Here is a 23,590-nt window from a genome sequence, read left to right as displayed (position 1 = left end):
AAGGACCAAGTATGGCTGCGCTGAGCTTGAAGGGCGTCAGGAAATCCTACGACGGCAAGCAGCACGTGCTGCATGGCATCGACGTGGAGATCGCCGACGGCGAATTCATCGTGCTGGTCGGCCCGTCGGGCTGCGGCAAGTCGACGCTGCTGCGGATGATCGCGGGGCTCGAGACGGTGACGGACGGCGAGATCGCGATCGGCGAGCGCGTGGTCAACGCGCTGGAGCCGAAGGATCGCGACATCGCGATGGTGTTCCAGAACTACGCGCTGTATCCGCACATGACGGTCGCGCAGAACATGGGCTACGGGCTGAAGATCCGCGGCATCGAGCGCGCGACGATCGACGCGCGGGTGGCTGCCGCCGCGAAGATCCTCGAGCTCGAGCCGCTGCTCGCGCGGCGGCCGCGCGAACTGTCGGGCGGCCAGCGGCAGCGCGTCGCGATGGGGCGCGCGATCGTGCGCGAGCCGTCGGTATTCCTGTTCGACGAGCCGCTGTCGAACCTCGACGCGAAGCTGCGCGTGCAGATGCGGCTCGAGATCCAGCGGCTGCATGCGCGGCTCGCGACCACGAGCGTGTACGTGACGCACGACCAGATCGAGGCGATGACGCTCGCGCAGCGCGTGATCGTGATGAACCGCGGCTATGCGGAGCAGATCGGCGCGCCGGTCGACGTGTACGAGAAGCCGGCGACGGTGTTCGTCGCGGGCTTCATCGGCTCGCCGGCGATGAACCTGATGCACGGCCGACTGTCGGAGGATGGCGCGACGTTTACGGTCGCGGGCGGCGGCCCGGCGCTGCCGGTCGCCGGCGCGCCCGGCATCGGCACCGCGATCGCCACCGGGCGTGACTGGGTGCTCGGCGTGCGGCCGGAGCACATGACGCCGCAGCCGGGCGTCGCGCAGGCGACGCTGCCGGTCGACTCGTGCGAGCTGCTCGGCGCGGACAACCTCGCGCACGGCCGCTGGGGCAACCACGACGTCGCGGTGCGGCTGCCGCACGCGGATCGTCCCGCGCGCGGCACGGCGCTGGGTGCCGCGCTGCCCGCGCACCGGCTGCATTTCTTCGATCCCGAGACCGGCAAGCGGGCCGGCTGACCCTGACGAACCCGTTGCGAGGCGCATGATGACTTCCCGAACCGACTGGCCCTATCCGCGCGTCGTCGCCCATCGCGGCGGCGGCACGCTCGCACCGGAGAACACGCTCGCCGCGTTCGACGAGGGCGCGCGGCGCGGTCACCGGATGGTCGAGTTCGACGCGAAGCTGTCCGCCGACGACGTGACGTTCCTCCTGCACGACGACACGGTCGACCGCACGTCGAACGGCCGCGGCCCGGCGGCGGGCATGCGTTATGCGGCGCTGGCCGCGCTCGACGCCGGTGCCTGGTTCGACGCGCGTTTCGCGGGCGAGCGGATGCCGACGCTCGAGGCGGCGGCGGCGCGCTGCGTCGCGCACGGGCTGGCGGCGAACGTCGAGATCAAGCCGTGCCCGGGCCGCGAGCGCGACACGGGGCAGCGGGTCGCGGCCGATGCGGCCGCGTACTGGCATGGCGCGGCGGTGCCGCCGCTCTTGTCGTCGTTCTCGTTCGAGGCGCTGCAACAGGCGCGCGCGAGTGCACCGGCGCTGCCGCGCGGGATGCTGTACGAGGCGGTACCGGACGACTGGCACGCGCAGGTCGTCGGTGCGCTCGGCTGCGTATCGTTGCACGCAAGCCACAAGGAGCTCGACGAACCGCTCGTGCGCGCGATCAAGGCGGCCGGGCTGCGGATCCTGGTGTACACGGTCAACGACCTCGCCCGGGCGCGCGAACTCGCGCGCTGGGGCGTCGATGCGATCTGCACGGACCGGATCGACCTGATCGCCGCCGATGCGCTGGACGACATCGCGTAGCGACCGGTCCCGCGCGATGCTGGTGGCGGGAAAACCCTGAGGCAAAAAAACGACGCCCCGGCGGGTTTCCGCCGGGGCGTTTTCCATCGTGGAGACGTTACGTCACGAAAAATCGGCTACAAATTGCAGCAGGATTAACCATTCCCCAAATATTCGACTACGCTTAGAAGCGGTAGCCGATGTTCAGGTACGTGACGATCGGATTGAGCGAGATCTTCGCTTTCGACGTTTCGGTCAGGGTGCCGACCGGCGTCCGGCGGGCCGTCGTGAAGGTCGCGGTGACGCTGATCGGGATGTACGAGATCGACAGGCCGCCGAACCAGTGTTTCGTGAAGTTGTACGTGAAGCCGGCGTTGAACACGGGCGCCCACTGGTTGCTGGTCGTCGCGCTGGTCGGGCCGCCGAGCACGCCGTTCTCGAAGCTGCTGTTCGTGATCTTTGCGCCGGTGAACCACGTATATGTCGCGCCGACGCCGACATACGGACGGAACTTCGCGTTGGCGTCGTTGAAGTGGTAGCGCAGCAATACGGCGGGGCTCCACTGGTACGCACGGCCGAGTACGCCGAAGTTTTCGAACCGACCCTTGCCGGTAATGTCGAACTTCGGCGGTATCCCCATCACGAGCTCGGTGGAGATATGGTCGGTGACGAAGTAGCCCGCTGCGAGACCGAGCGTATCGGCGTCGTTGATGCCGGCGCCGGTGTTGGGAATCGATTGGTTGATGGGCGTGCCGCCGACGCCGTAGACGAACAGCGGGTCGCTGCTGTCCTGCGGCGAAAAGTGCAGCCAGCCGGTGCTGACGTAGAAATCACCTGCGGATTGTGCGTGTGCCGTACCGCCCGCGAATGCGAGCGCCACGGCCCCCGTAATGGCCAGTTTTCGTTTCATTGTGTCTCCTCCGATCAAAGGCGTGCTCATTATGACGACTGCGTTTAAAACCAAACAAGCTCGCAAGTTAGAGCTTTCTCCCTAGGATTCGCACGACCGTACGCTTCCGCGCCCCGCCAGGACAGGCATTCTACGCAGGTGCGCATTTTCGGACCTTCGGGTATTTCCTAACGCGTTCAAACGGACATTCAGCATGGCACGGTTAGCACGACTCTACGTTCCCGACCAGCCGCAGCACGTGATACTGCGCGGCCTGGATCAGCAACCCGCGTTTGTCGACGACCAGGACTACGAACTCTTCATCGATTGTCTGAAGGCCGCGGCACGCGATCACCATCTTTCGGTGCATGCCTACGTGCTGCTGCCGCGTCAGGTGCAGCTCCTCGTGACGCCGAGCGACGAGGCGAGCCTGCCGAAGGCGATGCAGGCGGTGGGCCGCCGCTACGTCGCGCATTTCAACCGGCGCTATTCGCGGCGCGGCACCCTGTGGGAAGGCCGCTATCGCGCGACCGTGATCGAAGGCGAGCGCTATTTCCTGCTCGCGAGCCGCGTGGTCGAGATGAGCCCGGTGCGCGCGCAGCTGGTCGCGACGCCCGACGCCTATCGCTGGTCGAGCTACCGGCACCACGTCGGGCTCACCGTCGACAGCCTGATCACCGACCATCCGCTCTACTGGGCGCTCGGCAACACGCCGTTCGACCGTCAGCGCGCGTACAAGGAGCTGTGCGAGCAGCCGCTCGACGAGCGGCAGGCCGATCAGCTCCAGCAGGCGACACTCAAGGGCTGGGTGCTCGGCGGCGAGAACTACCGCGAGTGGGCGGCGCGCACGGCGAACCGCCGCGTGTCGCCGCTGCCGCGCGGACGCCCCAGAAAGGTGCGTGAAAACACGCCGCCGATCCAGCAGTAACGCGGGAAAGGCGGATCACGAGGCGGCGCCGCGGGTGCCGCTTCTTTTTGCACCAAAATGATACGGCCCCAATAAAACAGCACCAGATCCGAGCATCTGTTTAAATGGGGTTCGATCAAGCGGTTTTTGTTGCTATTCCTTTGATTCGTCGCGTATATTCCGAATTCCGGTGGCCCGGGCGAAGCTCGCCCAACCACTGTCGGCCGTGCCGTCTCCCGTCGGGAGCGGGATCGACGGCAACAAAAAAATGGTTCAACGGCCCTCGAGGCCCCTTTACGACGGTGTCCCCATGAACGACCACCAGCAGCCGCTCGCCGCGGTGCCCGCCGCACAAGGTCTGTACGACCCGCAAAACGAACACGACGCCTGCGGCGTCGGCTTCGTCGCTCACATCAAGGGCAAGAAGAGCCACGAGATCATTCAGCAGGGTCTGAAGATCCTCGAGAACCTCGATCACCGCGGTGCGGTCGGTGCCGATCCGCTGATGGGCGACGGCGCCGGCATCCTGATCCAGATTCCGGACGCGTTCTATCGCGAGGAAATGTCGAAGCAGGGCGTGACGCTGCCGCCGGCCGGCGAATATGGGGTCGGCATGATCTTCCTGCCGAAGGAAAATGCATCGCGTCTCGCGTGCGAGCAGGAGCTCGAGCGGACGGTGCGGGCAGAAGGGCAGGTCGTGCTCGGCTGGCGCGACGTGCCGGTCGACCATACGATGCCGATCTCGCCGACGGTCAAGGCGAGCGAGCCGCTGATCCGCCAGATCTTCATCGGCCGCGGCAAGGACATCATGGTGACGGACGCGCTCGAGCGGAAGCTGTACGTGATCCGCAAGACCGCGAGCCACCGCATCCAGGCGCTGAAGCTCAAGCACGGCAAGGAATACTTCGTGCCGTCGATGTCGGCGCGCACGATCGTCTACAAGGGGCTGCTGCTGGCGGGCCAGGTCGGCGTGTACTACCGCGACCTGCAGGACGCGCGCGTCGTGTCGGCGCTCGCGCTCGTGCACCAGCGCTTCTCGACCAACACGTTCCCGGCCTGGGAGCTGGCGCACCCGTACCGGATGATCGCGCACAACGGCGAGATCAACACCGTGAAGGGCAACGTGAACTGGCTGAACGCGCGTACCGGCGCGATCGCGTCGCACGTGCTCGGCGACGACCTGCCGAAGCTGTGGCCGCTGATCTACCCGGGCCAGTCGGACACCGCATCGTTCGACAACTGTCTCGAACTGCTGGTGATGGCCGGCTACCCGCTCGTGCACGCGGTGATGATGATGATCCCGGAAGCCTGGGAACAGCACACGCTGATGGACGAGAACCGCCGCGCGTTCTACGAATACCACGCCGCGATGATGGAGCCGTGGGACGGCCCCGCCGCGATCGCGTTTACCGACGGCCGCCAGATCGGCGCGACGCTCGACCGTAACGGCCTGCGCCCGGCGCGCTACATCGTGACCGACGACGACCTCGTCATCATGGCGTCGGAAGCCGGCACGCTGCAGATCCCCGAATCGAAGATCGTCAAGAAGTGGCGCCTGCAGCCGGGCAAGATGTTCCTGATCGACATGGAACACGGCCGCATCATCGACGACAAGGAGCTCAAGGACAACCTCGCGAACGCGAAGCCGTACAAGAGCTGGATCGACGCCGTGCGCATCAAGCTCGACGAGATCGAGCCGAAGGCCGAGGACGTCGCGGCCGGCCGCACGCAGGGCGCCGCGCTGCTCGACCGCCAGCAGGCGTTCGGCTATACGCAGGAAGACCTGAAGTTCCTGATGGCGCCGATGGCGCAGCAGGGCGAAGAGGCCGTCGGTTCGATGGGCAACGACTCGCCGCTCGCGGTGATGTCGAACAAGAACAAGACGCTCTATCACTACTTCAAGCAGCTGTTCGCGCAGGTCACGAACCCGCCGATCGACCCGATCCGCGAGAACATGGTGATGTCGCTCGTGTCGTTCATCGGCCCGAAGCCGAACCTGCTCGACACGAACAACATCAACCCGCCGATGCGTCTCGAAGTGTCGCAGCCGGTGCTCGACTTCAAGGACATCGCGAAGATCCGCGCGATCGACCAGTACACGGGCGGCAAGTTCAGCGCGTACGAACTGAACATCTGCTACCCGGTCGCGTGGGGCAAGGAAGGCATCGAGGCGCGCCTCGCGTCGCTGTGCGCGGAAGCCGTCGACGCGGTCAAGTCGGGCTACAACATGCTGATCGTGTCGGACCGCAAGACGGACGCCGAGCACGTCGCGATTCCGGCGCTGCTCGCCACGTCGGCGATCCACTCGCACCTCGTCCAGCAAGGGCTGCGCACGAGCACGGGCCTCGTCGTCGAGACGGGCTCCGCACGCGAGACGCACCACTTCGCGCTGCTCGCGGGCTACGGCGCGGAAGCCGTGCACCCGTACCTCGCGATGGAAACGCTCGCGAAGATGGCCGAAGGCCTGTCTGGCGACCTGTCGCCGGAGAAGGCCGTCTACAACTTCACGAAGGCGGTCGGCAAGGGCCTGCAGAAGGTGATGTCGAAGATGGGCATCTCGACGTACATGTCGTACACGGGCGCGCAGATCTTCGAAGCGCTCGGCCTGTCGAGCGACCTCGTCGAGAAGTACTTCAAGGGCACGGCCTCGAAGGTCGGCGGTATCGGCCTGTTCGAAGTCGCGGAAGAAGCGATCCGCCTGCACCGCGATGCGTTCGGCGACAACCCGGTCCTGCGCGACATGCTCGACGCGGGCGGCGAGTACGCGTATCGCGTGCGCGGCGAAGACCACATGTGGACGCCGGACTCGATCGCGAAGCTCCAGCACGCGACGCGCAGCAACTCGTACCAGACGTACAAGGAATACGCGCACCTGATCAACGACCAGACCAAGCGTCACATGACGTTCCGCGGCCTGTTCGAGTTCAAGGTCGAGCCGACCAAGGCGATCCCGATCGAAAACGTCGAACCGGCGAAGGACATCGTGAAGCGCTTCGCGACGGGCGCGATGTCGCTCGGTTCGATCAGCACGGAAGCGCACGCGACGCTCGCGATCGCGATGAACCGGATCGGCGGCAAGTCGAACACCGGCGAAGGCGGCGAGGACGAGAAGCGCTACCGCAACGAACTGCGCGGTATTCCGATCAAGTCGGGCGAGACGCTGAAGTCGGTGATCGGCGACGAGATCGTCAGCGACATTCCGCTGAAGGACGGCGATTCGCTGCGCTCGAAGATCAAGCAGGTCGCGTCGGGCCGCTTCGGCGTCACTGCCGAGTACCTGGCATCGGCCGACCAGATCCAGATCAAGATGGCGCAGGGCGCGAAGCCGGGCGAAGGCGGCCAGCTGCCGGGCCACAAGGTGTCCGAATACATCGGCAAGCTGCGTTACTCGGTGCCGGGCGTCGGCCTGATCTCGCCGCCGCCGCACCACGACATCTACTCGATCGAGGATCTGGCGCAGCTGATCCACGACCTGAAGAACGTGAACCCGAGCTCGAGCATCTCGGTGAAGCTGGTGTCGGAAGTCGGCGTCGGCACGGTCGCGGCCGGTGTCGCGAAGGCGAAGGCCGACCACGTCGTGATCGCCGGCCATGACGGCGGCACGGGCGCGTCGCCGCTGTCGTCGGTCAAGCATGCGGGCACGCCGTGGGAACTCGGCCTCGCCGAAACGCAGCAGACGCTGGTGCTGAACCGCCTGCGCGGCCGCATCCGCGTGCAGGCCGACGGCCAGATGAAGACGGGCCGCGACGTCGTGATCGGCGCACTGCTCGGCGCGGACGAATTCGGCTTCGCGACGGCACCGCTCGTCGTCGAAGGCTGCATCATGATGCGCAAGTGCCACCTGAACACGTGCCCGGTCGGCGTCGCGACGCAGGATCCGGTGCTGCGTGCGAAGTTCAAGGGCCAGCCCGAGCACGTCGTGAACTACTTCTTCTTCGTCGCCGAGGAAGTGCGCGAGATCATGGCGCAGCTCGGCGTCGCGAAGTTCGACGACCTGATCGGCCGTGCCGACCTGCTTGATACGCGCAAGGGCATCGAGCACTGGAAGGCGAAGGGCCTCGACTTCTCGCGCGTGTTCTACCAGCCGGAAGAGTGCGAGGACGTCGCGCCGCGTCACGTCGACGTGCAGGATCACGGCCTCGAGCGCGCGCTCGACCACGTGCTGATCGAGAAGGCGAAGGCCGCGATCGAGAACGGCGAGCATGTGTCGTTCATCCAGCCGGTGCGCAACGTGAACCGGACGGTCGGCGCGATGCTGTCGGGCGTGATCGCGAAGAAGCACGGCCACGAAGGCCTGGCCGACGACGCGGTGCACATCCAGCTGAAGGGCACGGCCGGCCAGAGCTTCGGCGCGTTCCTCGCGAAGGGCGTGACGCTCGACCTCGTCGGCGACGGCAACGACTACGTCGGCAAGGGCCTGTCGGGCGGCCGGATCATCATCCGTCCGACCAACGACTTCCGCGGCAAGTCCGAGGAAAACATCATCTGCGGCAACACGGTGATGTACGGCGCGATCGAAGGCGAATCGTTCTTCCGCGGCGTCGCGGGCGAACGCTTCTGCGTGCGTAACTCGGGCGCGACGGCGGTCGTCGAAGGCACGGGCGACCACGGTTGCGAATACATGACGGGCGGCACGGTCGTCGTGCTCGGCGAAACCGGGCGCAACTTCGCGGCCGGCATGTCGGGCGGTCTCGCGTACATCTACGATCCCGAAGGCACGTTCGCGGCGAAGTGCAACAAGTCGATGGTCGCGCTCGAGCCGGTGCTGCAGCAGGCCGAGCAGGAGCGCACGGTCGACCGCGCGCTCTGGCATGCGGGCACGACGGACGAAGCGCTGCTCAAGGGGCTCGTCGAGCGTCATTTCCAGTTCACGGGTTCGCCGCGCGCGAAGTCGCTGCTGGAAAACTGGGACGCGGCGCGCCGCCAGTTCGTGAAGGTGTTCCCGCACGAATACAAGCGCGCGCTGGGCGAGATCGGTGCGAAGAAGGCGGCGAAGGAAGTGCTGGCCGCCTGAGCGACGAACGACATAGCGAATGCCGCGCGCGCCTGACGGCCGCGCGCGGCTCCCCCACCCGATACACCGAACAGAAGAGCACCTTATGGGCAAGGCAACCGGTTTTCTGGAGTTCGAACGCCGCCACGAGGCGTACGAAGCACCGCTCACGCGCGTGAAGCACTACAAGGAATTCGTCGCGGCGCTGACCGACGCGGACGCGAAGGTCCAGGGCGCACGCTGCATGGACTGTGGCATCCCGTTCTGCAACAACGGCTGCCCGGTCAACAACATCATTCCGGACTTCAACGATCTCGTTTACCGCCAGGACTGGCAGCAGGCGATCGAAGTCCTGCATTCGACAAACAACTTCCCCGAGTTCACGGGCCGCATCTGCCCGGCGCCGTGCGAGGCAGCCTGCACGCTCGGGATCAACAACGATCCGGTCGGCATCAAGTCGATCGAGCACGCGATCATCGACAAGGCCTGGGCGGAAGGCTGGGTGAAGCCGCTGCCGGCCGAACACAAGACCGGCAAGAAAGTCGCGGTCGTCGGTTCTGGCCCCGCGGGCCTCGCCGCTGCGCAGCAGCTCGCGCGTGCCGGCCACGACGTGACGGTGTTCGAGAAGAACGATCGCGTCGGCGGCCTGCTGCGTTACGGGATCCCCGACTTCAAGCTCGAGAAGTGGCTGATCGATCGCCGCATGCGCCAGATGGAAGCAGAAGGCGTGACGTTCCGCACCAGCGTGTTCATCGGCAAGGATCCGCTGCCCGAGTCGATCGGCAGCCTCGCGAAGGAAACCATTTCGCCGGACACGCTGAAGGAGGAATTCGACGCGGTCGTGATCGCGGGCGGTTCGGAAACGCCGCGCGACCTGCCGGTGCCGGGCCGCGAACTCGCGGGCGTGCATTTCGCGATGGACTTCCTGCCGCAGCAGAACCGCGTGAACGCGGGCGACAAGCTCGCCGACCAGCTGCTCGCGAAGGGCAAGCACGTGATCGTGATCGGCGGCGGCGATACGGGTTCGGACTGCGTCGGCACGTCGAACCGTCACGGCGCGAAGCAGGTCACGCAGTTCGAGCTGCTGCCGCAGCCGCCGGAAGAGGAAAACAAGCCGCTCGTGTGGCCGTACTGGCCGATCAAGCTGCGCACGTCGTCGTCGCACGAGGAAGGCTGCGAGCGTGACTGGGCGGTCGCGACCAAGCGTCTCGAAGGCAAGAACGGCAAGGTCGAGAAGCTGATCGCGGTGCGCGTCGAGTGGAAGGACGGCAAGATGCAGGAGGTGCCGGGCTCCGAGTTCGAGATGAAGGCCGACCTGGTGCTGCTCGCGATGGGCTTCACGCAGCCGGCAGCCACCGTGCTCGAGGCGTTCGGCGTCGCGAAGGACGCACGCGGCAACGCGCGTGCGGCGACCGAAGGCGATCGTTCGTACTACACGTCGGTCGACAAGGTGTTCGCGGCAGGCGACATGCGCCGTGGCCAGTCGCTCGTCGTGTGGGCGATCCGCGAAGGCCGGCAATGCGCGCGGTCGGTCGATGCGTACCTGATGGGGCATTCGGAACTGCCGCGGTAAGCGTTGTAGCGTGTTGAAGTAACGGCCGGGCGTCTATCAGGACGCCCGGTTTTATTTTTGATGGACGTTAAGGGCAGTCGATCGTCGGATCTTGGCAGGCTTGGGCGCGTTTGCGCCTAGTAGTCGGTGAGCCGAATGCGATCTACACGCGATCGATACCGGCACGCATCAAGCCACCAAACGACACTCGTGAATGACTTGCGGTGGGTGTAATCTGGCATTCCAAATGGGCCTTCGTGCCCCGAGCCGCGGCATTACCTGGACGGCCCGGGTGGGTCAGGGAGCCGCTGGATCGTTCCAAAGCCGGAGACGCGCCCGCTGCAATCGATTGTCGTGACATAGTCTCCTTCGCGCGCGCTCAGATCGAATCCCCACCAGCCAAGGGTGCCATCGTGGTATCGGGGAGTCCCGGTGAAGCTGACGTCGGTCAAACTGATTCCCTGTTCTTTGGCGAACGCGAGAATCTTGGCTTCAAGCTCTGCCGCTGGCGCGTCGGGACAACTACCTTCGTCTATTTCATATCTGGCAAACATGAGGATGACAAATAGCAGTAAGACGAGCACGGTTGTTGTTGCGACAAGCCAAAGCATCGACCGCACGGTGTAGCGTAGGATTCTCGACGTCACGATCTCATCCAGATTCGTTTTAGTTAATCAGTCGCCACGGATGTTTGTGCGTCCGGGGCGGGGATATGGCTTGTCAGCGGCCAGGGCGCATTAATCCTCCGAACGATGGTCGATGAACTGCTTGGGGTGGGGGCTCTTGGATATTTCGTATGGGCCGTTGACCGGAAAAGGAAACGTTCTTTTCGCCAGTGAAGACGATATCGTAGTCGGTATGCCCTAGCGCATTCCCTAGTGTTCGAAGAAATGTGGTCGCCCATTCCTGTAGAAAATCTCGATTCGAGCGATCTGCGTCAAATCTGTCGGGGTTGAGTGTATAGGAGCCAACGAATTGATAGGTGTTGTCAGAATTTAGTGTTAATGTTCCTCGGGCATGTCCGGAAATTCGCCCGAGGGTTGAGGCAGACCACAAGTCTTTTTTTCCATGGGAAAAGATGTTCGTGCTGAAGGGAATGACGAGTGCGTGTGCTCCGGGGCCGTATGTCGGGTTTTCAACAATTTTGGTGATTTGTTCGAAGTCTGATATCCCCATTTTTAAATTGAGGGATTCGATGTTCATAGATCGACGCTGGCCGTTTCCGTATACCCAGTGACTGATTGCTCCAATAAACATGAGCGGATTTCCATAGAACTCGAATTCCGATATTGGAGGGATTCCTTGCAATTGACCTGCGTAGATGCCAAATAGCGTTGAGATATCTGCGTAGTGGCCCGTGGAAAAATCGAGACCGTATGGTTTGGCTCCGGGTAAGTATTTGTAGCCTCCTCTTGCGAGCCAGGGGGTAAATCCGCCGACTAGAGCAAGCTGGCTTCCCCAAAAGGCTGCGTCATTTTTTCCGAATACCTGAAGGTGCTTGAGAAACATCTCCGTTGCGCGAACCATGTTGCCCGTGTTCGCAAAAAGGAGCATGTAGTTCGACGCGCAATGTTGATTGAAGCAGATGGATGGTGCTGGTATTCCCGCCCCGACATTTGCGCCAGGTATTTCGTTCGCATTGGTGTTGAAATCACCAAAGTTGAAATCAGGCGGTCGTGGTGCGGTAACCGAAATCGGTGGCAGGACATTTGATTGCGCCGCGCTCGTTGTATGTTTCAGCAAGGTTCCGAGCGGTAGCGCGGTCGAAGCAATCAGGAAGCGGCGCCTGTTCTGGTGTTGCCGTTTGTTGTCGCCATTCATGACATTTTCAGATGCCAGCGTGTCGTGCTTGAGCATTTCACACCCCGTTTGGTTGTCTTTCGGTAATTGATTCGCATAGCGAAAGACATAGCGTTTGTCTTTTTGGGTTGTTCTGCAAGGATTTTGTATGGTGCTCATCCGCTCGCCAGCCTCGGGCGGTGCTCCCCGTATGTGCCGAGTGCGGCGCGCGGTAACGTCCAACTGAAGCGATTCCGCGAGACGTGTCCTCCCCGATGGACGGTTCGGACAACGTTTCCAAACGTCAAAGTCCATTGAGCCGAGCCTGGTGTTGCGCGCGGCGAGTCGCATAATCTGGATGCGTTGACAGCCCGGCTGGCATCGCGTCACGATTCTTTCATTTTGTAATATTTCTCGGGGATTGTCATATCATGTCGTCCTTTCGGCGCGCCACGCGCAGCCGACCATGATTGACCCCATTTGAAAGGACTCTGGATGGAAGCACTCGTGCATGGGCTGATCGACGCCGTCAACGGCGTGCTGTGGAACTACGTGCTGATCGTGCTGCTGCTCGGCGCCGGCGCGTGGTTCACGTTGCGGTTCCGGATGATCCAGCTGAAGGCGCTGTTCCTCAGCATGAAACTGGTCGGCAGCAAGGGCGAGCCGGGCAGCATCTCGTCGTTCCAGGCGTTCGCGACCGGGCTCGCGAGCCGCGTGGGCACCGGCAACATCGCCGGTGTCGCGGTCGCGCTGACGGTCGGCGGGCCGGGCGCGATCTTCTGGATGTGGATGACGGCGCTTGTCGGGATGTCGTCGGCGTTCGTCGAGGCGACGCTCGCACAGATCTTCAAGGTGTCGCATCCGGACGGCAGCTATCGCGGCGGCCCCGCGTACTACATCCAGACGGGCCTGCGCTCGCGCGGCTTCGGCGTGCTGTTCTCGCTGTCGCTGATCCTCGCGTTCGGTTTCGTGTTCAACGCGGTGCAGGCCAATGCGATCGCCGACGCGTTCCATACGTCGTTCGGCTGGAGCCGCGAGACGGTCGGCCTCGGCCTCGTGCTGCTCACCGCGCCGCTCATCTTCGGCGGGATTCGCCGCATCGCGTCGGTCGCGCAGGTGATCGTGCCGGTGATGGCGATCGGCTACCTCGCGCTGGCGATCTACGCGGTCGCGACCCACATCGCGATGGTGCCGGCCGTGATCGCGCTGATCGTGAAGAGCGCGTTCGGGCTCGAGCAGGCGACGGGCGGCCTGACCGGCTATGCGGTCAGCCAGGCGGTCGCGATGGGCGTGAAGCGCGGGCTGTTCTCGAACGAGGCCGGCATGGGCAGCGCGCCGAACGCGGCCGCGACCGCGAGCGTGCGGCATCCGGTCGTGCAGGGGCTGATCCAGATGCTCGGCGTGTTCGTCGACACGATCGTGATCTGCAGCGCGACCGCGTTCGTGATCCTGCTGTCGGGCCAGTACGAACTCGGCACCGGCATGGAAGGCGCGGCGCTCACGCAGCGCGCGATCGCGAGCCACGTCGGCGGCTGGGGCGGCACCTACATGGCCGTCGCGATCTTCTTCTTCGCGTACTCGTCGGTGATCGGCAATTACGCATACGCGGAAGGCAACGTCGATTTCATCGCGAAGCGGCGCGGCGTGCTGCCGCTGTTCCGCATCGCGGTGCTCGGGATGGTGATGTTCGGCAGCGTCGGGCAACTGCCGCTCGTGTGGGCGATGGCCGATACGAGCATGGGGCTGATGGCGATCATCAACCTGGTTGCGATCCTCGCGCTCGGCAAGTATGCGCATGCCGCGTGGCGCGACTATCGCCGCCAGCGCGCGCAGGGCATTGCCGATCCGGTGTTCACGCGCAACACGATTCCCGAGCTCGCGCGCGTGCTGCCGGCCGACGTGTGGGGCGAGCACGGCCCGCTGCCGCAGCGTCCGGTGTCGGCCGATGCGGTGGCCGAAGCGCGCGTGGCGGTGCGCGAGTCGTGAACGGCGACCGGCTTCGTGCGTTCGTCGCGCTGATGCCCGACACGGCATCGCGCGACGCGCTGCGTGCGCTGCCGGTCACCCGCGGCGCGCGGCGCACGTTGCCCGCGCAACTGCACGTGACGCTCGCGTTCATCGGCGCGATCGAACGCGCGCGTTGCGACGCGCTGGCCGCGCGCCTGCCGGCGCTCGCGGCCGCGCATGCATTGCCGTTGCAGCCGGTCGAGCGGATCGCGTGGTGGCCGAGCCTGCCGCGCGCGAGGCTGATCGTCGCGGAACTCGCGCCCGATCCCGCCTGTGCTGCGCTTAGTGCCGAGTTGTCCTCGCTGCTGCGCGAACTGGGCGTGCCGGCCGACCGCCGGCCGTTCCGGCCGCACGTCACGCTCGCGCGGCTGCCGCGCGACGCGGACGGGCAGCCTGCGCACGGCGGCGCGACCGGGCGGCCGGTTGCGCTGCGTTTCGTCGCGCTGACGCTATTTGAAAGCCGATTGTCGCACGACGGCGTGTCGCATGTGCCGATCGTGTCGGTGCCGATCGTGTCGGCGTAGCGGGAAGGCGGGAAGGACGCGGAAGAGAAGGCCGGCGCGGCATGCGCCGGCCTTCTGTTGAGCGGTTACGCGGCGACCTTGTCGCTGTCGTTCACGCGTTCGACGTTGATCGTGCCGACGTGGAACGCGGCCAGCGACTCGCGGTGCGCGATGCTGACGATCGCGGCCTTCGGCAGCCGTTCGGCGAACAGGTGATAGAGCCGCGCTTCGTTGTCGGCGTCGAGCGCGCTCGTCGCTTCGTCGAGGAACAGGAAGTCCGGCTTGTGCAGCAGCACGCGCGCGCCGGCGAGACGCTGCTGTTCGCCCGGCGACAGCACGCGCGTCCAGTGGCCGGTCTCGCCGAGGCGCTCGACGTAGTCTTCGAGGCGGCACGCGCGCAGCGCGTCGCGGCACGCGTCGTCGGTGAACGTGTCGGGCGCGGCCGGATACGTGAGCGCTGCTTTCAGCGTGCCGATCGGCAGGTAACTTGTCTGCGGCACGAACATCATCCGCGCGCCGACCGGCGCGTCGATCGCGCCGTCGCCGAACGGCCAGAGGCCCGCGAGCGCGCGCATGAACGTGCTCTTGCCGGAACCCGACTTGCCGATCACGAGCCAGCGCGAGCCGGGTTCGATCGTCACGTTGCCGATGTTCGCGAGCGCGTTGCCGTTCGGCAGCGCGAGCTTCAGCGACGACGTCGACAGCTTCGCGGCATCGACGTAGTGCAGGTTGATGCCGCCGTGCTCGGTCGCGGGCGACAGGCTTTCCTTCAGGTGCGACGTGCCCATCACGCGCTTGAATTCACGCAAACGGTTGACGGTGGCGCGCCATTCGACGAGGGTCGAGTAACTGTTGATGAACCACGAGAACGAATCGCTGACGGTGCCGAACGCGGACGAGATCTGCATCAGCACGCCGAACGAGAACGCGCCGGCGAAATAGCGCGGCGCAGCGACGACGAGCGGGAAGATGATCGCGATCTGCCCGTAGAAGCTCAGCACGAACGTGAGGCGCTTCGTGTACTTCATCACGCGCCACCAGTTGTCGCGAATGCGCGTGAACAGGCTCTGCGCGTTGGCGGTCTCGGTTTTCTCGCCGTCGTAGAACGCGATCTGCTCGGCGTTCTCGCGCACGCGGATCAGCCCGAAGCGGAAGTCGGCCTCGACGCGCTGCTGCTGGTAGTTGATCGACACGAGCGGGTGACCGACCTTCTGGATGATCAGCGAGCCGACCACCGCGTACAGCGCGGCCGCCCACACCATGTAGCCGGGGATCGTGATCGGCGTCGCGCCGAGCGAGAGCGTCAGCGCGCCGGCAAGCGACCACAGGATCGTGATGAACGACACGAGCGTGACGACCGTCGACAGCAGGTCGAGCGACAGCGCGAGCGTCGTCGTCGCGAACGACTGGAGGTCGTCGGTGATCCGCTGGTCGGGGTTGTCGGCGAGGCGGTCGCGTTCGATCCGGTAGAACGCGCGATCGCCGAGCCATTGGCCGAGAAACCGGTCGGTCAGCCACTGGCGCCAGCGGAACCCGAGCATCTGGCGCAGGTAGCGGCCGTACACCGCAAGGATGATGAAGCCGAACGCGAGCGCGGAGAACTGCATCAGCAGGTTCGGGAAGTCGTGGACGTCCTTCGACTGCAGCGCGTTGTAGAACTGCGCGTTCCACTTGTTCAGCTTGACGTTGATCCAGACCACGCAGAGGTTGATCGCGATGATCGTGACCAGCAGCCCCCACGCGACTTTCCATTCGGACGACACCCAGTAGGGCTTGATGAGGCTCCATGCGGATACCGGGCGCTCGTCCTGCGGCGCGTCGGAGGCGGAGCGGACGGGATCGATCGATTGGGTCATGTGCTTCCTGATGAGTAGCCGGCGCGCGGGCCGGGCGGGGCCGGACGCGCGCCGCGATACGGCATGCCGGGACGAGGTGCCGACTGACGGCGGGCGTCCGGATGGTGGCCCGCGCGTCTTAAACGGCACTTAAGGCCGGCGGTGACGCGGCAACCGGCCGCTCGCGCGGCCGGCCTGCGGGCATTGTGCCAGAGCGGCGCGGCGCGACGGCGAATTTGCCGCAAGGGGACAGTTTGCGGCGCTTTCCGCTTTTATGGTCTAATGGCCGACGACGAAACAGGGGTGCTTCGAGCGCGGCCGACGGACAGTTCCGGGCAACGCGGCGAGGCTGAGAAAGACCCTTCGCACCCGATCCGGGTAATACCGGCGAGGGAAGTTTCTGATCCCGCCGGGCCGCGCTGGCCGCCATCCCACATGGTCAGCGCCCGAGTCCCGCCCGGCCGGCCTTTGCTGCCGGTTTCGTCCTTTTGGGTACGCGCGTCGCGCGTTACGGAAGGAATGATGACCGCTCAATCTTCAGTCTTTTGCGCTGTTCCCGATCCGCTGTCGCGTGCGTCTGCACGGGACCGTGTGCGCGCGTCGACGTCCGTCGCATGCGCCCGCCTGGTTCGCGGGGAGGGGGCGCGATGAACCTCCATGCTTCCCGGCCGGATTTCGCGGTACTCGGCGGCGGCCTCGTCGGCCGCCTGATCGCGTGGCGGCTCGCGGGCGACGGGCATCGCGTCGCGCTGTACGAACGCGGCGGCCCGGACGGCGAGCAGTCGGCCGCGTGGGTCGCGGCCGCGATGCTCGCGCCGCTCGCCGAGGCGGCGAGTGCAGAGCTGCTGATAACCGAGCTCGGCGCCGCATCGCTCGCGCGCTGGCCGCAATGGCTCGCGGAACTGCCCGAACCGGTGTTCTTCCAGCAGCACGGCACGCTCGTCGTCTGGCATCACGCGGATCGTGCCGAGGCGCCGTTGTTCGAGCGGCGCGTGCGCGCGAACGCGCCGGCCGAGCTGTTCGACGGCGGCTTCGTCGCGCTGGCCGGTGCGCAGGTCGATGCGGCCGAGCCCGCGCTCGCGGGCCGCTTCGCGCGCGGCCTGATGCTGCCGCGCGAAGGGCAGCTCGACAACCGGCAGGCGCTGCGCGCGCTCGCGGCGGGCCTCGCGCAACGCGGCGTCGAGCTGCACTGGCACGCGACGATCGACGACGCGAACCGGCCCGACGCGCATTTCACGATCGATTGCCGCGGGCTCGGCGCGAAATCCGCGCTGCCCGCGCTGCGCGGCATCCGCGGCGAGGTCGCGCGCGTGCATGCGCCCGGCATCGGGCTCACGCGGCCCGTGCGGCTGCTGCATCCGCGCTATCCGCTGTACATCGCGCCGAAACAGGACGACCTGTACGTGATCGGCGCAACCGAGGTGGAGGGCGAGGACATGTCGCCCGTCAGCGTGCGCTCGGCGCTCGAACTGCTGAGCGCGGCGTTCTCCGTGCATCCGGCATTCGGCGAGGCGCGCATCCTCGAACTCAACGCGCAGTGCCGCCCGACGCTGCCCGACCATCGCCCGGCGGTGATCTGGGACGGCGCGACGACGCTCGCCGTCAACGGCCTGTACCGGCACGGCTTCATGATCGCGCCGGAAGTCGCGCATGCGGCGGTCGCGTTCGCGCACGCCGCGCTCGGCGGCACGTTCGCCGATGCCGACGCGTTCGCCGCGTGGCGCGATGCCGCGCGCTGGCCGACGCTCCTTCATCACCGCGACGACGCGCGCCAGCCGGCCTGATGCGCGCCGCCGACCGAATTCGATCAAGCCTCATGGATATCCAGATCAACCAACAGACGCTGACGCTGCCCGACGGCGCGACAGTGGCCGACGCGCTCGCCGCGTACGGCGCGCGTCCGCCGTACGCGGTCGCGCTGAACGGCAATTTCGTCGCGCGCACGCAGCATGCGGCGCGCGCGCTCGCGACGGGCGACAAGCTCGACGTGGTGCACCCCGTCGCGGGCGGCTGAGCGCCGCCGGTTCGCCCCCGCTCTTCCAGGAAAACGACATGACGTCCCTCACTTCCGCCGACGCGCTGACGCTGTATGGCGAAACCTTCGCAAGCCGCGTGCTGCTCGGCACGTCGCGCTATCCGTCGCTGCAGTCGCTGTCCGACTCGATCGCCGCGTCGCGCCCCGGGATGGTGACGGTCGCGCTGCGCCGTCAGATGACCGGCGGCACGGCCGAGGCCGGTTTCTTCGACCTGCTCAAGCGTCACGCGGTGCCGTTGCTGCCGAACACGGCCGGCTGCCAGACCGTCGCCGAGGCGGTGACGACCGCGCACATGGCGCGCGAGGTGTTCGACACCGACTGGATCAAGCTCGAGCTGATCGGCGACGACTACACGCTGCAGCCCGACCCGGTCGGGCTGATCGAGGCGGCCGCGCAACTGGTCAAGGACGGCTTCAAGGTGCTGCCTTACTGCACCGAGGATCTCGTGATCGGCCGGCGCCTGCTCGACGTCGGTTGCGAGGCGCTGATGCCGTGGGGCGCGCCGATCGGCACCGGCAAGGGCGTCGTGAACCCGTACGGGCTGCGCGTGTTGCGCGAGCGGCTGCCGGACGTGCCGCTGATCGTCGACGCGGGGCTCGGGGTGCCGTCGCACGCGTGCCAGGTGATGGAGTGGGGTTTCGACGGGGTGCTGCTGAACACGGCCGTGTCGCAGGCCACGCACCCGGAGATCATGGCGCGCGCGTTCGCGCAGGGCGTCGAGGCCGGCCGTGCGGCCTACCTCGCCGGGCCGATGGATGCGCGCGAGACCGCGCATGCGAGCACGCCGGTCGTCGGGATGCCGTTCTGGCACCAGGACGGGGGCGGCGCATGAGCGCGCGCTTCGCCGATGCCTTCTGGCCGCCGGCCGACGAGCTGGCCGAAGCGGCCGAGCGGATTCGCGCGCGCCTCGGCGACTGGCCGGCCGGCACGACGCCGTGGCGGCTCTGCGTCGTGGCGCCCGACGTGCCGGCCGACGGCGACGTGCTGATCGTGTCGGCCGGCGACCGTGCCGCGCAGGCGCGCGCGTCGGCTGCATCGCGCCCCGCATCGCCGGACGCGGTCGCGATCGAGTTCGACGAGCGCGGCGCCGTGCTGCATGCCGCGGGCGTGCGCCACGCGCTGGAAGCCGCGCATCCGCTCGCCGACGACTGGATCGCGGCGCTCGCCGCGTTCCTCGACTGCGGTTTCGCGCCGATCGACGCGCTGGTGCTCGCGCTGGCGTGGCGCGACGGCGACGAAACGCGCGATGCCGATGCGTGGCCGGTCGACGCGGCACGGTTTCCGCGTGTCGCCGGCCTGGCCGCCGCACCGGAGCCGGCATTCCCGCCGTGCCCCGCGCAACTGGGCCTGTATCCGGTCGTCCCGGATGCCGAATGGGTCGAGCGCGTGCTGGATTGCGGCGCGCGGACCGTGCAGCTGCGCGTGAAAGGCGCGGAGCCGGACGCATTGCGCCGTGAAATCGCGCGCGCGGTCGCGGCAGGGCGCCGCTATCCCGATGCGCGTGTGTTCATCAACGATCACTGGCAGATCGCAGTAGAAGAGGGTGCGTACGGCGTACATCTGGGCCAGGAGGATCTGGAAACGGCCGATCTGGCCGCGATCGCGCGCGCCGGCCTGCGGCTCGGGTTGTCGAGCCACGGTTATTACGAGATGTTGCGGGCCTTGCACGAGCGCCCGAGCTATCTGGCGCTCGGTCCCGTGTACGCGACCGCGACCAAGGCAGTCGCGGCGCCGCCGCAGGGCCTGGCGAGGATCGCCCGCTATGCGCGCTTCGCGGGGGCGCGGGCGCCGCTCGTCGCGATCGGCGGCGTGGGGCTCGACGCGTTGCCGGACGTGCTGGCGACGGGCGTCGGCAGCGTCGCGGTGGTCAGCGCGATCACGGGCGCCAACGATTATCGGGCGGCTATTGTTGCATTGCAGCAATGCTTTGCCCGACAATTTGACAATCATTGACCGCAGGGCCCGGAACGGCGTCACGACATCATTCCAATGCAGGCCCTATAATTCGGCGTTCTGCGTAAAAGGACTGTCAGCTCCGTGAGCCCCACTCCTACCGAGACCCTGCTGGAACTTCGCGACGTCGACTTTGGCTACGGCGACCGCCTCGTCCTGTCGAACCTGAACATGCGCTTCGGGCGCGGCCAGGTCGTCGCCGTCATGGGCGGGTCGGGTTGCGGCAAGACGACCGTGCTGCGCCTGATCGGCGGGCTGGTGCGCGCACGCCGCGGCCAGGTGCTGTTCGACGGCGCCGACGTCGGCGCGCAGACGCGCGACGGCCTGTACGCGCTGCGCCGCAAGATGGGCATGCTGTTCCAGTTCGGCGCGCTGTTTACCGACATGTCCGTGTTCGAGAACGTCGCGTTCGCGCTGCGCGAACACACCGACCTGCCCGACGACCTGATCCGCGATCTGGTGCTGATGAAGCTCAACGCGGTCGGCCTGCGCGGCGCGCGCGACCTGATGCCGTCCGAGGTGTCGGGCGGGATGGCGCGCCGCATCGCGCTCGCGCGCGCGATCGCGCTCGACCCGCAGCTCATCATGTACGACGAACCGTTCGCGGGCCTCGATCCGATCTCGCTCGGCATCACCGCGAACCTGATCCGCACGCTGAACGAGGCGCTCGGCGCGACGTCGATCCTCGTCACGCACGACGTGCCGGAATCGTTCGCGATCGCCGACTACGTGTATTTTCTGGCCAACGGCGGCGTGCTCGCGCAGGGTACGCCCGACGAGCTGCGCGCATCGACCGACCCGAGCGTGCGCCAGTTCATCGACGGCGCGCCGGACGGCCCGTTCAAATTTCATTACACGAGCCCGCCGCTGGCAGCGGATTTCGGGCTCGGCGGAGGGCGCGCATGATCAGCGCGATCGGACGTTACGTCATCGGCGGCCTCGAGCGCGCGGGCTACGGCACGCGGCTGTTCGTGCGCCTCGTGCTGGAGTTCTTCCCGCTGTTGCGCCGGCCGCGGCTGGTCACGAAGCAGATCCACTTCCTCGGCAACTATTCGTTCGTGATCATCGCCGTGTCGGGCCTGTTCGTCGGCTTCGTGCTCGGCCTGCAGGGCTACTACACGCTGAATCGCTACGGGTCCGAGCAGGCGCTCGGCCTGCTGGTCGCGCTGTCGCTCGTGCGCGAGCTCGGCCCGGTCGTGACCGCGCTGCTGTTCGCGGGCCGCGCCGGCACGTCGCTGACGGCCGAGATCGGCCTGATGAAGGCCGGCGAGCAGCTCACCGCGCTCGAGATGATGGCCGTCGACCCGGTCAAGACGGTGATCGCGCCGCGCCTGTGGGCCGGCATCATCGCGATGCCGCTGCTCGCCGCGATCTTCAACGCGGTCGGCGTGCTCGGCGGCTATTTCGTCGGGGTCGTGCTGATCGGCGTCGATCCGGGCGCGTTCTGGTCGCAGATGCAGGGCGGGGTCCAGGTATGGGCCGACGTCGGCAACGGCGTGATCAAGAGCATCGTGTTCGGGTTCGCCGTGACCTTCATTGCGCTGTTTCAAGGGTATGAAGCGAAGCCCACGCCCGAGGGCGTGTCGCGCGCGACGACCAAGACGGTCGTGTTCGCGTCGCTCGCCGTACTCGGCCTCGATTTCCTGCTGACCGCGCTGATGTTCAGCTAAGCCTCAGCCAAGCCAAATTTTGGGATGACGATGAAAAAGACTGCTCTCGACTTCTGGGTCGGCCTGTTCGTGGTGGTGGGCTTCCTTGCGGTGCTGTTCCTGGCGCTCAAGGTCGGCAACATGAGCTCGCTTTCGTTTCAGCCGACCTACTCGGTGCGGATGAAATTCGACAACATCGGCGGGCTGAAGGCGCGCGCGGCCGTGAAGAGCGCGGGTGTCGTGGTCGGTCGCGTGAAGGCGATCGGCTTCGATCCCAACACCTACCAGGCGCTGGTGACAATCGATATCGACGGCCAGTATCCGTTCCCGAAGGATTCGTCCGCGAAGATCCTGACGTCGGGCCTGCTCGGCGAGCAGTACATCGGCCTCGATCCGGGCGGCGACACCGAAATGCTGAAGGCGGGCGATACGATCACGATGACGCAGTCGGCGATCGTGCTCGAGAACCTGATCGGCCAGTTCCTGTACAGCAAGGCAGCCGACGCGGGTGGCGCGAAGCCGGCATCCGGCGCCTCGGCTGCACCGGCGGCGCCCGCACCGGTCGCGGTGCCGGCCTCCGCGGTGTCCGGTTCGGCCGCCCAATAACCACACGAGAGAAAGACAAGAGGGTAATGACCATGCAGACGATCCGCATCAGGCACGCCGCGCTCGCGGTGGCGGCAGTCGCCGCGTTGAGCGGTTGCGCGACCGTGCAGACGCCGACCAAGGGCGATCCGCTCGAAGGCTTCAACCGGTCGATGTACAAGTTCAACGACACGGTCGACACGTACGCGCTGAAACCGGTCGCGAAGGGCTACCAGTACGTGGTGCCGCAGCCGGTGCGCGACAGCGTGACGAACTTCTTCTCGAACATCGGCGACGTCTACATCGCGGCGAACAACATCGTGCAGCTGCGGATCGCGGACGGCGTCGGCGACATCATGCGCGTCGTGATCAACACGGTGTTCGGCGTCGGCGGCCTGTTCGACGTCGCGACGATTGCGAAACTGCCGAAGCACACGGCCGACTTCGGGATCACGATGGGCCGCTACGGCATGCCGTCGGGTCCGTATCTCGTGCTGCCGCTGCTGGGCCCGAGCACGCTGCGCGACACGGCCGGCCTCGGCGTCGACTACGTCGGCAACCCGCTCACCTACGTGAAGCCGGACGGCCTGAGCTGGGGCCTGTTCGGCGTGAACCTCGTCAACACGCGTGCGAACCTGCTCGGCGCGGGCGACGTGCTGGATGCTGCGGCGCTCGACAAGTATTCGTTCGTGCGCAACGCGTACCTGCAACGCCGCCAGATGCTGATCGACAACGCGCGCGGCGAGGCCTCGACGACCTCGAGCAACGATGCGCTGCCGAAGTACGACCTGCCGGACGACGGCGCGGCGCCGGCGGCAGCCGGTGCGGCCGGGACGGCGGGTGCCGCGGCAGTCGGTGGCGCGACGGCGCCGGCCGGCGCATCGGGCGCGGCCGTTGCCGCACCGGCGTCGGGCGCCGCCCAGGCGCCGAACCCGGCCAGCGCGACGACCGTGCCGCCGATGCAGGTGGCGCCGCCGTCGCCGGGCGGATTCCGCTTCCCGAGCATCCGGCTGCACTGACGCGCTTACATTCG

At 66.4% G+C, this 23,590-nt stretch carries 19 protein-coding genes and 1 riboswitch; of the genes, 15 read left to right on the top strand and 4 right to left on the bottom strand.

Translation table 11 applies throughout. The annotated features are described in order from the left end of the window. The first annotated feature begins 11 nt into the window (after positions 1–11). Together DID98_RS30325 and ugpQ are read left to right on the top strand one after the other, a co-directional pair. Positions 12–1,097: a sn-glycerol-3-phosphate import ATP-binding protein UgpC gene (locus tag DID98_RS30325; RefSeq protein WP_124487847.1), complete on the top strand. Its 1,086-nt coding sequence runs from the start codon at positions 12–14 to the stop codon at positions 1,095–1,097. Between the two features lie 28 nt (positions 1,098–1,125). Further along, positions 1,126–1,890, top strand: coding sequence for a glycerophosphodiester phosphodiesterase (ugpQ, locus tag DID98_RS30320; protein ID WP_124571930.1), 765 nt, complete (start codon positions 1,126–1,128; stop codon positions 1,888–1,890). A gap of 163 nt (positions 1,891–2,053) precedes the next feature. Here the strand turns inward: ugpQ and DID98_RS30315 are convergent, their stop codons facing one another. Continuing rightward, the gene (locus DID98_RS30315) at positions 2,054–2,779 is read right to left on the bottom strand and encodes an OmpW family protein (RefSeq protein WP_044845975.1); all 726 of its coding nucleotides are present in this window, start codon (positions 2,777–2,779) and stop codon (positions 2,054–2,056) included. Between the two features lie 193 nt (positions 2,780–2,972). On the opposite strand from DID98_RS30315, the gene DID98_RS30310 reads away from it, so the two are divergent. From DID98_RS30310 to DID98_RS30295, 3 genes are all read left to right on the top strand, one after another. Beyond that, on the top strand, positions 2,973–3,686 hold the full coding sequence (locus tag DID98_RS30310; protein ID WP_006752972.1) for a transposase: 714 nt from the start codon (positions 2,973–2,975) through the stop codon (positions 3,684–3,686). A gap of 289 nt (positions 3,687–3,975) precedes the next feature. Then, the gene (locus tag DID98_RS30300) at positions 3,976–8,679 is read left to right on the top strand and encodes a glutamate synthase-related protein (RefSeq protein WP_044845974.1); all 4,704 of its coding nucleotides are present in this window, start codon (positions 3,976–3,978) and stop codon (positions 8,677–8,679) included. Positions 8,680–8,764: 85 nt separating this feature from the next. After that, positions 8,765–10,231, top strand: coding sequence for a glutamate synthase subunit beta (locus tag DID98_RS30295; protein WP_044845973.1), 1,467 nt, complete (start codon positions 8,765–8,767; stop codon positions 10,229–10,231). 254 nt (positions 10,232–10,485) lie between these two features. Here the strand turns inward: DID98_RS30295 and DID98_RS30290 are convergent, their stop codons facing one another. Further along, complete coding sequence (locus DID98_RS30290) at positions 10,486–10,857, bottom strand: hypothetical protein (RefSeq protein WP_124571920.1); 372 nt, start codon at positions 10,855–10,857, stop codon at positions 10,486–10,488. Between the two features lie 73 nt (positions 10,858–10,930). Continuing rightward, positions 10,931–12,169 (bottom strand): lipid II-degrading bacteriocin, encoded by a 1,239-nt coding sequence (locus tag DID98_RS30285; protein WP_260428122.1) that lies wholly within the window; start codon positions 12,167–12,169, stop codon positions 10,931–10,933. Between the two features lie 315 nt (positions 12,170–12,484). On the opposite strand from DID98_RS30285, the gene DID98_RS30280 reads away from it, so the two are divergent. Further along, complete coding sequence (locus DID98_RS30280) at positions 12,485–13,975, top strand: sodium:alanine symporter family protein (protein ID WP_124571919.1); 1,491 nt, start codon at positions 12,485–12,487, stop codon at positions 13,973–13,975. Beyond that, complete coding sequence (gene thpR, locus DID98_RS30275; RefSeq protein ID WP_124571918.1) at positions 13,972–14,520, top strand: RNA 2',3'-cyclic phosphodiesterase; 549 nt, start codon at positions 13,972–13,974, stop codon at positions 14,518–14,520. The genes DID98_RS30280 and thpR overlap by 4 nt, the downstream gene beginning before the upstream one ends. Before the next feature lie 65 nt (positions 14,521–14,585). Here thpR and DID98_RS30270 read toward each other — a convergent pair whose 3' ends face one another. After that, positions 14,586–16,355, bottom strand: coding sequence for an ABC transporter ATP-binding protein/permease (locus DID98_RS30270; RefSeq protein WP_044845970.1), 1,770 nt, complete (start codon positions 16,353–16,355; stop codon positions 14,586–14,588). Between the two features lie 268 nt (positions 16,356–16,623). After that, a riboswitch (TPP riboswitch) is annotated at positions 16,624–16,747 on the top strand. Positions 16,748–16,981: 234 nt separating this feature from the next. On the opposite strand from DID98_RS30270, the gene DID98_RS30265 reads away from it, so the two are divergent. The 8 genes from DID98_RS30265 (at position 16,982) to DID98_RS30230 (ending at position 23,576) form a co-directional block, all read left to right on the top strand. Continuing rightward, positions 16,982–18,118, top strand: coding sequence for an FAD-dependent oxidoreductase (locus DID98_RS30265; protein ID WP_124571917.1), 1,137 nt, complete (start codon positions 16,982–16,984; stop codon positions 18,116–18,118). A 32-nt stretch (positions 18,119–18,150) separates the two neighbouring features. After that, positions 18,151–18,348, top strand: coding sequence for a sulfur carrier protein ThiS (gene thiS, locus DID98_RS30260; RefSeq protein ID WP_014898319.1), 198 nt, complete (start codon positions 18,151–18,153; stop codon positions 18,346–18,348). A gap of 38 nt (positions 18,349–18,386) precedes the next feature. Continuing rightward, positions 18,387–19,202, top strand: a complete 816-nt coding sequence (locus DID98_RS30255) for a thiazole synthase (protein WP_039322226.1) — start codon at positions 18,387–18,389, stop codon at positions 19,200–19,202. Further along, positions 19,199–20,323, top strand: a complete 1,125-nt coding sequence (thiE, locus tag DID98_RS30250) for a thiamine phosphate synthase (protein WP_124571916.1) — start codon at positions 19,199–19,201, stop codon at positions 20,321–20,323. Before DID98_RS30255 ends, thiE begins: the two co-directional genes overlap by 4 nt. Before the next feature lie 84 nt (positions 20,324–20,407). Then, a complete protein-coding gene (locus DID98_RS30245; RefSeq protein WP_044845966.1) occupies positions 20,408–21,229 on the top strand; it encodes an ABC transporter ATP-binding protein in 822 nt (273 codons plus the stop codon). Further along, positions 21,226–21,993 (top strand): lipid asymmetry maintenance ABC transporter permease subunit MlaE, encoded by a 768-nt coding sequence (gene mlaE, locus DID98_RS30240; RefSeq protein WP_006762098.1) that lies wholly within the window; start codon positions 21,226–21,228, stop codon positions 21,991–21,993. Before DID98_RS30245 ends, mlaE begins: the two co-directional genes overlap by 4 nt. Before the next feature lie 24 nt (positions 21,994–22,017). Continuing rightward, positions 22,018–22,578 carry an outer membrane lipid asymmetry maintenance protein MlaD gene (gene mlaD, locus DID98_RS30235; protein WP_124487854.1) on the top strand — a complete coding sequence of 187 codons (561 nt, stop codon included), beginning with the start codon at positions 22,018–22,020 and terminating at the stop codon, positions 22,576–22,578. Between the two features lie 32 nt (positions 22,579–22,610). Further along, on the top strand, positions 22,611–23,576 hold the full coding sequence (locus tag DID98_RS30230; RefSeq protein ID WP_044845963.1) for a VacJ family lipoprotein: 966 nt from the start codon (positions 22,611–22,613) through the stop codon (positions 23,574–23,576). Positions 23,577–23,590: the final 14 nt, after the last annotated feature.

It is taken from the genome of Burkholderia sp. Bp8984, assembly GCF_003853755.1.
Taxonomy (GTDB): Bacteria; Pseudomonadota; Gammaproteobacteria; order Burkholderiales; family Burkholderiaceae; genus Burkholderia.
The sequence above is the reverse complement of the archived record's forward strand: the minus strand, read 5'-3'. Positions and strand labels throughout refer to the sequence as shown.

Bases quoted from the DNA above. Each gene is read 5' to 3' on its own strand.
- DID98_RS30325 (WP_124487847.1), top strand. From the start codon at position 12: ATGGCTGCGCTGAGCTTGAAGGGCGTCAGGAAATCCTACGACGGCAAG.
- ugpQ (WP_124571930.1), top strand. From the start codon at position 1,126: ATGACTTCCCGAACCGACTGGCCCTATCCGCGCGTCGTCGCCCATCGC.
- DID98_RS30315 (WP_044845975.1), bottom strand. From the start codon at position 2,779: ATGAAACGAAAACTGGCCATTACGGGGGCCGTGGCGCTCGCATTCGCG.
- DID98_RS30310 (WP_006752972.1), top strand. From the start codon at position 2,973: ATGGCACGGTTAGCACGACTCTACGTTCCCGACCAGCCGCAGCACGTG.
- DID98_RS30300 (WP_044845974.1), top strand. From the start codon at position 3,976: ATGAACGACCACCAGCAGCCGCTCGCCGCGGTGCCCGCCGCACAAGGT.
- DID98_RS30295 (WP_044845973.1), top strand. From the start codon at position 8,765: ATGGGCAAGGCAACCGGTTTTCTGGAGTTCGAACGCCGCCACGAGGCG.
- DID98_RS30285 (WP_260428122.1), bottom strand. From the start codon at position 12,169: ATGAGCACCATACAAAATCCTTGCAGAACAACCCAAAAAGACAAACGC.
- DID98_RS30280 (WP_124571919.1), top strand. From the start codon at position 12,485: ATGGAAGCACTCGTGCATGGGCTGATCGACGCCGTCAACGGCGTGCTG.
- DID98_RS30270 (WP_044845970.1), bottom strand. From the start codon at position 16,355: ATGACCCAATCGATCGATCCCGTCCGCTCCGCCTCCGACGCGCCGCAG.
- DID98_RS30265 (WP_124571917.1), top strand. From the start codon at position 16,982: ATGAACCTCCATGCTTCCCGGCCGGATTTCGCGGTACTCGGCGGCGGC.
- thiS (WP_014898319.1), top strand. From the start codon at position 18,151: ATGGATATCCAGATCAACCAACAGACGCTGACGCTGCCCGACGGCGCG.
- DID98_RS30255 (WP_039322226.1), top strand. From the start codon at position 18,387: ATGACGTCCCTCACTTCCGCCGACGCGCTGACGCTGTATGGCGAAACC.
- thiE (WP_124571916.1), top strand. From the start codon at position 19,199: ATGAGCGCGCGCTTCGCCGATGCCTTCTGGCCGCCGGCCGACGAGCTG.
- mlaE (WP_006762098.1), top strand. From the start codon at position 21,226: ATGATCAGCGCGATCGGACGTTACGTCATCGGCGGCCTCGAGCGCGCG.
- mlaD (WP_124487854.1), top strand. From the start codon at position 22,018: ATGACGATGAAAAAGACTGCTCTCGACTTCTGGGTCGGCCTGTTCGTG.
- DID98_RS30230 (WP_044845963.1), top strand. From the start codon at position 22,611: ATGCAGACGATCCGCATCAGGCACGCCGCGCTCGCGGTGGCGGCAGTC.